Source organism: Mobiluncus sp. (assembly GCF_034180645.1).
GTDB lineage: Bacteria > Actinomycetota > Actinomycetes > Actinomycetales > Actinomycetaceae > Mobiluncus.
In genome coordinates, this window is the sequence record NZ_JAXFNY010000003.1 from 150,535 (window position 1) to 161,833 (window position 11,299).

The 11,299-nt window shown below is 60.4% G+C and carries 11 protein-coding genes; 10 read left to right on the forward strand and 1 reads right to left on the reverse strand.

Annotated elements, in window-relative coordinates; genetic code table 11:
* Positions 1-173 precede the first annotated feature (173 nt).
* On the reverse strand, positions 174-902 hold the full coding sequence (locus tag SPI05_RS01020; RefSeq protein WP_321075320.1) for an IclR family transcriptional regulator: 729 nt from the start codon (positions 900-902) through the stop codon (positions 174-176).
* A gap of 143 nt (positions 903-1,045) precedes the next feature.
* Between SPI05_RS01020 and leuC the strand changes: the two genes are divergently transcribed.
* The 10 genes from leuC to dhaM form a co-directional block, all read left to right on the forward strand.
* A complete protein-coding gene (leuC, locus tag SPI05_RS01025) occupies positions 1,046-2,446 on the forward strand; it encodes a 3-isopropylmalate dehydratase large subunit (RefSeq protein WP_321075321.1) in 1,401 nt (466 codons plus the stop codon).
* Positions 2,447-2,471: 25 nt separating this feature from the next.
* On the forward strand, positions 2,472-3,110 hold the full coding sequence (gene leuD, locus SPI05_RS01030; RefSeq protein ID WP_321075322.1) for a 3-isopropylmalate dehydratase small subunit: 639 nt from the start codon (positions 2,472-2,474) through the stop codon (positions 3,108-3,110).
* Positions 3,111-3,193: 83 nt separating this feature from the next.
* Positions 3,194-4,513, forward strand: coding sequence for a UDP-N-acetylglucosamine 1-carboxyvinyltransferase (gene murA / locus SPI05_RS01035; protein ID WP_321075325.1), 1,320 nt, complete (start codon positions 3,194-3,196; stop codon positions 4,511-4,513).
* A complete protein-coding gene (locus tag SPI05_RS01040; protein ID WP_321075328.1) occupies positions 4,510-5,340 on the forward strand; it encodes a lysophospholipid acyltransferase family protein in 831 nt (276 codons plus the stop codon). Before murA ends, SPI05_RS01040 begins: the two co-directional genes overlap by 4 nt.
* Positions 5,341-5,376: 36 nt before the next feature.
* Positions 5,377-5,877, forward strand: a complete 501-nt coding sequence (locus SPI05_RS01045; RefSeq protein ID WP_321075332.1) for a DUF732 domain-containing protein — start codon at positions 5,377-5,379, stop codon at positions 5,875-5,877.
* A gap of 42 nt (positions 5,878-5,919) precedes the next feature.
* The gene (locus SPI05_RS01050; protein WP_321075334.1) at positions 5,920-7,047 is read left to right on the forward strand and encodes a D-alanine--D-alanine ligase family protein; all 1,128 of its coding nucleotides are present in this window, start codon (positions 5,920-5,922) and stop codon (positions 7,045-7,047) included.
* A gap of 83 nt (positions 7,048-7,130) precedes the next feature.
* Entirely contained in the window at positions 7,131-8,039 is a 909-nt protein-coding gene (locus tag SPI05_RS01055) for a glutathione synthetase (RefSeq protein ID WP_321075336.1), read from the forward strand.
* A gap of 206 nt (positions 8,040-8,245) precedes the next feature.
* On the forward strand, positions 8,246-9,232 hold the full coding sequence (gene dhaK, locus SPI05_RS01060) for a dihydroxyacetone kinase subunit DhaK (RefSeq protein WP_321075338.1): 987 nt from the start codon (positions 8,246-8,248) through the stop codon (positions 9,230-9,232).
* Positions 9,232-9,849 carry a dihydroxyacetone kinase subunit DhaL gene (gene dhaL / locus SPI05_RS01065; protein WP_321075340.1) on the forward strand — a complete coding sequence of 206 codons (618 nt, stop codon included), beginning with the start codon at positions 9,232-9,234 and terminating at the stop codon, positions 9,847-9,849. The genes dhaK and dhaL overlap by 1 nt, the downstream gene beginning before the upstream one ends.
* 89 nt (positions 9,850-9,938) lie before the next feature.
* A partial coding sequence (dhaM, locus tag SPI05_RS01070) for a dihydroxyacetone kinase phosphoryl donor subunit DhaM (RefSeq protein ID WP_321075341.1) occupies positions 9,939-11,299 on the forward strand: 1,361 nt, incomplete at its 3' end.

Sequence of the window (11,299 nt, forward strand, 5' to 3'; positions counted from 1 at the left end):
CAAGCTGCGCGGTTCTCGCGCAGTTTTTTGGTTACTTCCCTCCGGCTGCCCCAGATGCTGGAACCGGAAAAATGGTTGAAAACTATAAATTCGTACCGGCGTGCCGTATCCGAATCGACAAAAGATAATCGGATTGTGACGGGATCGCAAGGGTGTAGGGTAGACCGGCCGGGTTACTCCTCGTCGCGGCGCAGGAATTCGCTCAAGCGGTTGGCGGCGGCGACGACGGCGGTACCGTGGGCGCGGCCGGGCTGGCGTCCCAAGCGTTCGATTGGTCCCGAGACAGATACGGCAGCGACCACACGGCCGGTCGCGCCGCGGACCGGGGCGGACACGGAGGCGACGCCGGGTTCGCGCTCCCCAACTGATTGTGCCCAACCGCGCCGACGCACTTCTGAAAGCATAGTGGCGTTGAAGGCCGCCCCGCGTAGCCCCCGGTGCAGGCGTTCTGGTTCCTCCCACGCGAGCAGGATTTGGGCGGCAGATCCGGCATGCATAGTCAGGGTCGCCCCCACTGGAATCGAATCGCGCAAACCGATGGGTCGTTCGGCGGTAGCCACACAAATCCGCTGGTCGCCTTGACGGCGATACAGTTGGCAAGACTCGTGAGTATGGTCGCGCAGGGCAGCCAGCACCGGCGCGGCGACACTCAAAAGTCTGTCGTCCCCGGCTGCTCCGGCCAGTTCCGCTAGGCGGGGCCCCAACGTGAAGCGACCTTGGGAGTCCCGGGTCAGGAAACGATGATGTTCCAAAGCCACCGCTAGGCGGTAAATGGTGGGTCGGGCCAAATGTGTGGTGTCCACCAGTTGAGCCAGGGTCGCGGGACCGGCCTCCAAGGTCGAGAGAATCAGTACGGCTTTGTCGAGTACCCCTACACCGGAATTTGCGCTAGACTTGTCCATAACTTGATATTGCCATCTCACAATGTGAAATGCAAGTTGGCTGGTAATATCGGGTAAACATTGATAACAACAGGAAAACCCGCGGAACTCCGCACCGTCCCCAACGGGCGAACGTTCCGACTGCGCAATGAAAAGAGGCAAAAATGGGCCAGACGCTTGCAGAAAAAGTATGGCGCGACCACGTGGTGAAAAAAGGGGAAAACGGAGCACCGGATTTGCTCTATATCGACCTGCAGCTGTGCCACGAAGTGACCAGTCCGCAAGCCTTTGACGGGCTGCGCCAAGCCGGGCGGAAGGTGCGCCGCCCCGAACTGACGCTGGCTACAGAGGACCACAACACCCCGACAACAGACATTGACCGTCCCATCGCCGACCCGACCTCTGCGCTACAGATTGAAACTCTGCGAAAAAATGCCGCGGACTTCGGACTCCGACTCCACTCCCTGGGCGACGCCGACCAGGGCATCGTCCACGTGGTCGGGCCGCAGCTGGGGCTGACCCAACCAGGAATGACCGTCGTCTGCGGCGACTCGCACACGTCTACCCACGGGGCTTTTGGGGCGCTGGCCTTCGGAATTGGCACTTCGGAAGTCGAACACGTGTTGGCGACCCAAACCCTGCCGCTGGCTCCTTTCAAAACGATGGCAATCAACGTTTCTGGGCATTTGAAACCGGGCGTGACCTCGAAAGACCTGATTTTGGCGATTATTGCGAAAATCGGCACCAACGGCGGGCAAGGTTACGTCCTGGAATACCGCGGCTCAGCCGTTGAGGACTTGTCGATGGAAGCGCGGATGACGATTTGCAATATGTCCATCGAGGCCGGAGCGCGCGCCGGCATGATTGCCCCGGACGACACGACCTTTGCGTACTTAAAAGGCCGTCCGCACGCGCCCGAGGGAGCGGATTGGGACGCCGCCGTGGCGTACTGGCGAACCCTGCCAACCGACGCTGACGCTGTCTACGATGCTGAGGTCGATATCGATGCCGATGCCCTGGAACCATTCGTGACCTGGGGTACCAACCCGGGCATGGGGGTGGCGTTGAGTGGTGAAGTGCCCGATCCCACCACGCTCAGCGATGAAACCGCACGCCTGACTGCAGAGAAAGCCCTGGCATACATGGATTTGCAGCCGGGCACAAAAATGCGTGACATAAAAGTGGACACGGTGTTTATTGGCTCGTGTACGAACGGGCGTTTGGAGGATCTGCGTGCCGCCGCCGAGGTCGTGAAGGGCCGTCACAAGAGTCCGGACGTGCGAGTTCTGGTGGTGCCGGGGTCCGCGCGGGTGCGTTTGGCAGCGGAACGGGAAGGCCTCGATCAGATTTTCCGCGATTTCGGTGCCGAGTGGCGCAACGCCGGGTGTTCCATGTGCCTGGCGATGAACCCGGACAAACTCGCTCCCGGCGAGCGTTCAGCTTCGACGTCCAACCGCAATTTTGAGGGTCGTCAGGGCAAGGGCGGGCGCACCCACCTGGTCAGTCCGCTGGTCGCCGCCGCAACGGCGATTCGCGGCACCCTCAGCAGTCCCAATGACCTATAGATTCAGCTTAAGAAAAGGAAAACAAATGGAAAAGTTTACGAAACACACCGGCGTGGGGGTTCCGCTGCAGGTCACGAACGTGGATACCGACCAGATTATCCCCGCGGTTTATTTGAAACGCGTGACAAAGACCGGGTTCGATGACGCGTTGTTTGCCGCTTGGCGCACGGACCCGAAGTTCGTACTAAATCAAGAGGCTTACCGGTCGGGTACCGTTTTGGTGGCGGGTAAGGACTTTGGCACCGGATCGAGTCGTGAACACGCGGTGTGGGCGTTGCGCGACTACGGTTTCAAAGTCATTCTCTCGCCGAAATTCGCCGACATTTTCCGGGGTAACGCCGGGAAACAGGGCTTGGTGACCGGGGTCATCAGCCAGGCCGACTGTGACCGACTCTGGGAGATTCTGCAGGCTCACCCGGGGGCACAAGTTTGCGTGGATTTGGAGGCGCGGACCGCCAGTGTAGGGGATTTCACCTGCAGTTTTGCCATCGATGATTACACGCGCTGGCGTTTAATGGAAGGGTTGGACGATATTTCGTTGACCCTGCGCGATGAGGAGGCCATCGCCGCCTACGAAGCTCGCCGCCCATCTTTCAAACCGAAGACGCTACCGGCCAGACACTTGCCGCCCCAGCCGGTTCAATCCGCTCGTCCCGTGAACTAGAGCCGGGCGCGGCGACCCTACGCGGTGGGCGAGCGCCACGGGGTAGAATGGGAGGAACCTATTGAGTTGACGGAAGGAAGCCGATGTCGGTTTTGCAGGTGAATGGCGGGCGACCGCTGCAGGGCGAGATAACCGTGCGGGGAGCCAAGAACCTTGTCCCCAAAGCCATGGTGGCGTCGTTGCTTTCCCCGGAAACATCCCAGCTGGCGTCCGTGCCGGACATACGCGATGTTGAAGTGGTCACGAAACTGTTGAACCTGCACGGGGTCGAGGTCGATTTCGACAAAACCGAGGGCGTGCTGACGATGAACCCCGCCAAGGTTGCGGCGGCTGCGGTGCAAGACGTCGACCGACACGCCGGCTCGTCGCGTATTCCCATCCTGCTGTGCGGGCCGCTGCTACACCGGTTGGGTCAGGCGATCATTCCGAATCTGGGCGGCTGCAATATTGGCGGGCGGCCCATCGATTTTCACCTCAATACTTTGCGGGCTTTCGGCGCGGAAGTCGACAAACTCCCCAATGGCATCCATATTTCCGCACCAAACGGGCTGGAAGGCACCAAAGTTGAACTGCCGTATCCGAGCGTGGGAGCCACGGAACAAACCCTGCTGACCGCGGTACGGGCGCGGGGCATCACCGAGCTGCGCGGGGCTGCAGTGGAACCCGAAATCATGGATTTGGTCGCTATCCTGCAAAAGATGGGCGCGATTATTTCCGTGGACACCGACCGGGTGATTCGGATTGAAGGTGTCGATGAACTGCGCGGATTTACCCATACCGCCCTGCCGGATCGGATTGAGGCGGCATCGTGGGCTTCGGCGGCGCTGGTGACCGGCGGGGATATCACGGTCAAGGGCGCTCGTCAGGCTGACATGATGACGTTCCTCAACACGTTCCGCAAGGTCGGCGGGGATTTCGACATCACCGAGGACTCGATTCGGTTCCGGCGCGGCACTCAGGGCGATTTGAAATCGATTGTGCTGGAAACCAATGTTCACCCCGGTTTTATGACCGACTGGCAGCAGCCCCTGGTGGTGGCGTTGACGCAGGCTCAAGGCTTGTCGATTGTGCACGAGACCGTGTACGAAAATCGTTTCGGTTTCACTGAGGCCCTGCGCCGGATGGGGGCGCATATTCAGGTTTATCGCGAGTGCTTGGGCGGACTGCGGTGCCGTTTCGGGGCGCGGAACTTTTATCATTCCGCAGTCGTTTCCGGGCCGACCCCGCTGCACGGTACGGACATCGAGGTTCCGGATTTGCGCGGCGGTTTTTCGCACCTCATCGCGGCTTTGGCGGCGCAGGGCGTATCGAACGTTTCCGGAGTGGACATCATCAACCGCGGCTATGAAAACTTCATGAACAAGCTAAAGGCTTTGGATGCGCAGGTGGAGCTGCACTCATGACGACATTTTCTGGTCCTGACCGTACCAGGCTGGTCGCGCAGTTTTCCCGTCCCTTTCGGTTGAACCGGGCGGGACGTCCCGCGATGGGCGGGGTATATTTCTGGGCTTCGCTACCGGTGCGCGCGGTGCTAATCGCGCTGGTGAAGCGGCATTATTCTGGAGTGGAACACCTGCCTGAAAGCGGCGGATTCATCGCCGTGTCCAATCATGTTACGGAACTGGATTCGGTCACGTTTACTCACTTCCTGATATCTAACCACTATTCCCCGCGAATGCTCATGAAAGAAGAAATGATGCACTGGCCGGTGGTGGGTTTCTGTGCGCGGCGCTCGCGAATGATTCCGGTGTTTCGGGAGACCACACACGCGGCCGATTCCCTGATTGTCGCCAAAGCCGCCCTGAAAGTCGGGGAGTGCGTGGGAATGTTTCCGGAAGGGACCCTCACTCGTGACCCCGACCTGTGGCCGATGAAAGCCCACACCGGCGCGGCACGATTGGCGTTGGAAACCCAGGTTCCGGTGATACCCGTCGCCCAGTGGGGAGCCCACAAAACCTTGCCACCCTACGGAAAACTGCACTGGCCGCCTCGTGGTCGGGTTTCGCTGGTGGCCGGTCCCCCCGTCGACTTGAGTGACCTCTATGGGAAACAGGACGATCACGAGGCCGTGACGGAGGCAACCCGGCGGATTATGGCTGACCTGACCAAACTTTTGCGGGGTCTGCGACCTGGTGAAGAACCCCCCGCGAAAGTGTGGGACATGAAAGTCGATGGCGACCGCTACGGACGCCAGCGGAAGCGTCCCAACAGCGGTGAGAAACCACGCTAGACCTGAGAAATACCCAGAACAGAAAGGGGGCGAGCGTTGCGAGACTTCGACGATGATGCCGAAGACACCGGCATCTGGGACAAGAGAACCAAAAAAACCGTGATTGGCGCTTTCATTTTCTTTGCTGCCGGATTGTTCCTGGCGTGGGAATTTGGCAATATCAACGGTAATAATCCGGAGCAGCGTCCCGCCGACGCGACCGCTCGCGAGGAAACCTATTGGAAACAGATTACTTTCCTGAACCCCGGTTTCCCCGCTGAACTGCGCAAAGAAGTCACCAAAATGGGATGGCGGGCGTGTGGAAAGCTGGAATCCGGCTGGGATCCCACTCGGGTGCTGGCATTCATTGCCGAAAGCGACAATGGCTCGGGGTCAGACAAGTTGCCGATGCCGGCCACCCAGGTGCAATTCTGGATTGGGGTGGAGCAATCCGCAGCGATGTCTCTGTGTCCCGAACAGGAATCGAAACTGGATGGATGGCTGGAAAACTTTGCCCCCAAACCGGCTCCTACGCCTACGGTAACCGAGCCAGCCTAAAGGAATTCAAGAAAAACCCCCGAAAGGACTAAAGTTTTACCCATGAGTGAAGGCGAACAAAAGACCCGGGTAGCGGTTATTTTCGGCGGGCGCAGTGGGGAACACTCGATTTCTTGCGCCACGGCAGCGGGTGTGCTCGACCATATCGACCGCACGCGTTTTGAACCGATACCAATCGGAATCACCAAGGCCGGAGCGTGGGTGCTGATGCCTGACGAGTCCGATTCGCTGCGTCTCCAGGACGGCCAGGGTGCCGAGATTGAGGATAACGGGACTTTCGTGGCGTTGGTGCCGCAAAACCAGCATTTATTCTTTTGGGATTCCCGCACCCCAAGCGCTCCGATCAAGGACCTGGGCCGTGTGGACGTGGTGATGCCGCTGCTGCACGGACCTTACGGAGAGGACGGGACGATACAGGGTCTGTGTGAGATGGTTGGCGTGCCCTATACCGGTTGCGGGGTGGGCGCTTCCTCTAACGGTATGGACAAGGGGTGTGCGAAAGTTCTGTTGGAACACGGGGGGATTCCCGTGGGACGCTACCACGTCATTACGGACTTCGATTGGCGCCACCGCGCGGACGAAGTTCCGGCTCCGATTCTGGCGTGGGGTTTGCCGGTCTTTGTGAAACCGGCGCGTGCCGGGTCATCCCTCGGTGTCACCAGAGTGGATTCGTGGCAGGACTTTGAGGCTGCGGTCGTCGCCGCTCGCCGCCACGACCCGAAAGTTATCGTGGAGGCCGCGGTGCAGGGCGCTCGTGAAATCGAGTGTGCAGTTTTGGAGGGCCGCGCCGGGGGAGCCCCCCGAACCACCCCGCCGGGAGAAGTCGTGATGGTTTCCACCCCCGGAATGTACGATTTCCAATCCAAATATTTTGCTAACGAGGCTGTGCGATTGCAGATTCCAGCCCAGATTCCCGCCGGTGTCGCAACGCAGATTCAAAACTATGCGCGCCAGGCTTTCCAGCTTTTAGGTGGGGAGGGCCTGAGCCGAGTGGACTTTTTCTATGTGCCCGATACCGGGGAAATCATCCTCAACGAGGTCAACACCATGCCCGGAATGACGCCCTATTCCCTGTATCCGGGAATGTGGGAGAACGTGGGACTGTCCTACACCGACCTGGTTACCGAACTCATTGAGCTGGCTTTGGCTCACCCGCAAGGGTTACGGTGAAGCGGACGCAGCTATCGTCCCGCCCGGAGCGGACCCGTCAGCCGAAACTACAGATAGAATGAATGTGAATCGAAAGGACAACGATGTCAGATAATAAAGTCATTTTGGTGATGAGCTCCGAAACTCCGCAAGGATTGGTAGGTGACCAGGACTTATGTGATGCTTTGCGCGACCACGGAATCGAACCGGTCATGCGCAGCTGGGACGACCCCAGCGTGGATTGGTCGGAGGGTCGTTTTGCGGTGTTGCGTTCGACTCCGAACTATTCTCACCGCTACCAGGAATTCATGAAGTGGGCTCATTCCGTGCCAAAGTTGCTCAATACTCCCGAAATCTTGGAATGGAACATAGATAAACACTATCTGCGCGAGCTGCAAAAGCTAGGAATGCCCATCATTCCGACGACTTGGCTGGAACCTGAACGGAATCTCACTAAACACCAGGTCCACTCCCGTTTCCCCGCCTTTGGCGACTTCGTGGTAAAGCCGACCATCTCTAGCGGGGGGCGCGGCGTGGGGCGCTACACTTCGACCTCCGCCGATTCCCGACGTGAAGCTATCGAACACGCTATGGACCTGTTGGCGAGCGGTTCGGGTGTGATGATTCAGCGCTACTTGGAGGAAGTCGATACGCAAGGCGAAGTCTCTCTGGTGTACTACAACGGAGTCATTTCCCACACGGTGCAAAAGACCGCTATGCTGCACGCCGCCTGCGAGGGCCCGGAGCCGGAACAAATCGTCACCGCGCGTTATCCCAGCCAGCAAGAGTGGGGTTGGGGCGAACGGGTACGCAGTTACATTCACGACTACATTAAGCAGGTCTCAGTTCATGATACCCAGGTACTTTATGGCCGGGTTGACCTGGTGGCTGACGGCAAAGGCTCGTACTATGTCATGGAAATATCGCTGGTAGAAGGCAACCTGTACCTGGATTCCTCCCGGGAGGCGGTGGACCACTTCGCGGACGCCATTATCCAGCGTTTCTATTGGTGATTACGGCGCGGTTTTCGCGGCCATTTTTTCAGTGCAATAGTCGACCCTTCCGGGCTTTCCGGGAGGGTCGCGTTTTTTGGTTTTTCACTGCGCTGACAGGTTGGGAAGGGGTCGATAGACTTGGATTGTTGGGTGGCTTACCCAACTTGTTGGGTGCGAGCCCGGCACAGGAATTGTTCATTTTCTAGCTCTAAGAGGGGGGCACGGTGAAGAAACTCATTAACGCTGTTGACGATGCTGTTAGCGACGCTTTGAAAGGTGTTGAAGCCGCCGATCCGCGGGTCAGTGTGGACCACGATCAGAAGGTTGTTTACCGCAAGAATATGAAGCCGGGCAAGGTGGGCCTGGTGTCCGGTGGTGGTTCGGGTCACGAGCCGCTGCACGGTGGCTATGTGGGGTATGGCATGTTGGATGCGGCTGCCGCCGGCGAGGTCTTTACCTCCCCGACGCCCGAACAGGTTCTGCGCGCTACCGAGCTGGCCAACCAGGGCGCTGGCGTGTTGCACATTGTTAAGAACTACACCGGCGACGTGATGAACTTCGAGATGGCGGCCGAGATGGCCGACGGTGTCGAAGTGAAGGCCGTGGTGGTGGCTGACGACGTGGCCGTCCAGGATTCGCTGTACACGGCGGGACGTCGCGGCGTGGGCTTGACGGTTTTGGTTGAAAAGATCGTCGGTGCCGCCGCCGAAGAGGGCCGCGACCTGGCCGGTTGTGAGGCGCTGGCTCAAAAGGTGTGCGACCGCGGGCGTTCCATGGGTATGGCCTTGACGTCTTGTACCGTGCCGGCTGTGGGTCACCCGACCTTCGACCTGCCCGAGGATGAGATGGAAATCGGTATCGGCATCCACGGTGAGCCCGGGCGTGAACGTTTCAAGATCGAAAGCGCTGCTTCCATTGCGAAGCGCCTGGTTGAGCCGATCTTGGAGGATCGTGATTTCACCGGCGACCCGGTCATCGTGATGATGAACGGTATGGGTGGCACGCCGCTGTCCGAGCTGTACCTGATCTACGCCGACGTTAAGGCTTTGCTGGATGCGCGCGGGGTCAAGGTCGCTCGCGTGATGGTCGGCAACTACATCACCTCGCTGGATATGGCTGGCTGCTCCGTGACCTTGTTGGCGGCCGACGATGAACTGTTGAAGCTGTTTGATGCGCCGGTGGACACGGCCGGACTGCGCTGGGGTATGTGATGTTTACACTTGATAACGCGAAAGCCTGGATGCAGGAATATTCCCGGATTGTCGGGGAAAACAAGGAATACCTGACCGAGTTGGATTCCCCGATTGGAGACGCCGACCACGGGACGAACATGGCCCGCGGCATGGCGGCCGCGGTCGAACCCGAGGCGCTGGATCAGCCTGACTTGGGCGCCCTGTTCAAGAAGGTCGGCATGACCTTGGTGTCCAAGGTCGGCGGTACCTCCGGCCCGCTGTACGGCACGTTCTTTATGCGCGCCGGGAAAGAGGCGGGTGCTTCGACTGAGATCGAGGACGCCGCTTTCGGCGCGGTTTTGCGTGCCGGGCTGCAGGGCGTGATCGAGCGCGGCAAGGCCGAGTTGGAGGATAAGACCATGGTCGATGCCTTGACTCCGGCTCTGGATGCGTTCGACGCGGCGGTCGGCGGCGGTTTGGCTGGGGCTGCTGCGGCGGCGGCCGAGGCGGCCGAGAAGGGCGCCGACGCGACCGTGGACATGCTGGCTAAGAAGGGGCGGGCTTCCTACCTGGGCGAACGCTCCATCGGTCACCGTGACCCGGGTGCGACATCTTCGCAATATTTACTGCAAGCCTTGGCTGCGGTTATTAAGTGATTCCCTTTGTGGTTGGGCACCCGGGCGGTATTGCGCCGCCCGGGTCGCCTGCTTTTGTGCGGGTTTTTTCGAAGTGAGGAGTTTTTAGGATGAGTGTTGGTTTGGTGGTGGTGTCGCATTCGCGGCCGTTGGCTGAAGCGGCGGTGGAGCTGGCATTGATTATGGTTCATGGGGATCGGCCTCCGATTGAGATCGCGGCCGGGACGGATGACGGGGGTTTTGGCACCGACGCGGTGGCGGTCATGGAAGCCATTATGAGCGCGAACGATGGCGACGGGGTAGTGGTCTTCGTTGACCTGGGTTCGGCGATTACTTCGACGGATATGGCTGTTGAAATGCTTGCTGACAAGGGGGAAGAGATTGACGTTCGGGTGCTGTCGGCGCCCTTTGTCGAGGGGCTCAATGCGGCGGTGGTGCTGGCGGCGGCGGGCGCCGGTATTGACGCGATTGTGGGCGAGGCCAACGGGAGTTTGGCGCCGAAGCTGGAGTTGGTGGGGGGTGACGGGGAGGTCGGCGACGGTGCGGCTGCGGGCGATTTGGGCGCCGGGGCTGACGCGGCTATTGGCGGCGCTGGCCCGGACTCGACCGAGAACGCGACCGCCGACTGGGACGCGGCGGATTCGACCGTGGTCATCAACAAGGTTGGGCTCCACGCTCGCCCGGCCGCGACGATTGCCGAGGTCGCGGGCGGTTTCGCCGAAGCCGAGGTGGTTTTGGAAAAGGCCGGGCGCCAGGTCAACGCGAAGAGCCCGGTGGAGATTGCAACCCTGAGCGCCTCGGCAGGGGATACCGTGTGGGTCCGGGCTCGCGGCGAGGGTGCCGCGGAGGTGGTCGAAGCGATTGTGGCGCTGATTGATTCGGGTTTTGGGGAGGAGCTTGCGCCGGGGGTTGCCGGTGTGGGCGCTGGTGCCGGTGCGGTTCCCGGGGCGGCTGGTGCTCCCGGGGGCGCGGACGGGGTCAATACTCAGATCGCCGGACTTGGTTCGACAGCTGCGGATGGCGGTGGGTCGGGTTCTTCATCCCAGCCCGACCGCGGCCAAGCAGGGCCGCGGCACCTGGGCGTAAGCCCCGGCCGGGCGGTGGGTGTCGTCCGAAAGTTGGCGCCGGTGGCCGTGAAGCCAGATGCAGTAACGATACAGGCCAGTGCCGTCGAGGACGAAGTCGCCCGTTTGGATGCTGCCTTGAGTAAGACCGCCGCGGCTTATAAGCAACAAGCCGCAGCTGCCAGCGGCCAAGTGCGCGAAATTCTTAACGCTACGGCGGCTTTTGCCGCCGATCCGACGCTGCGCAGTGGAGCCGAGCGCCGCGTCCGCAAGCAGCTTGCGGACGCGGCCTCGGCCGTGTGGGAATCAGCCGGTGAGATGGCGGCCCAGCTGCGGGCGGCCGGTGGCTTATTTGCTGAACGTGTCAGTGATGTTGAAGACGTGCGGAACCGGGTTGTGGCGCGGCT

Bases quoted from the DNA above. Each gene is read 5' to 3' on its own strand.
- SPI05_RS01020 (WP_321075320.1), bottom strand. From the start codon at position 902: ATGGACAAGTCTAGCGCAAATTCCGGTGTAGGGGTACTCGACAAAGCC.
- leuC (WP_321075321.1), top strand. From the start codon at position 1,046: ATGGGCCAGACGCTTGCAGAAAAAGTATGGCGCGACCACGTGGTGAAA.
- leuD (WP_321075322.1), top strand. From the start codon at position 2,472: ATGGAAAAGTTTACGAAACACACCGGCGTGGGGGTTCCGCTGCAGGTC.
- murA (WP_321075325.1), top strand. From the start codon at position 3,194: ATGTCGGTTTTGCAGGTGAATGGCGGGCGACCGCTGCAGGGCGAGATA.
- SPI05_RS01040 (WP_321075328.1), top strand. From the start codon at position 4,510: ATGACGACATTTTCTGGTCCTGACCGTACCAGGCTGGTCGCGCAGTTT.
- SPI05_RS01050 (WP_321075334.1), top strand. From the start codon at position 5,920: ATGAGTGAAGGCGAACAAAAGACCCGGGTAGCGGTTATTTTCGGCGGG.
- SPI05_RS01055 (WP_321075336.1), top strand. From the start codon at position 7,131: ATGTCAGATAATAAAGTCATTTTGGTGATGAGCTCCGAAACTCCGCAA.
- dhaL (WP_321075340.1), top strand. From the start codon at position 9,232: ATGTTTACACTTGATAACGCGAAAGCCTGGATGCAGGAATATTCCCGG.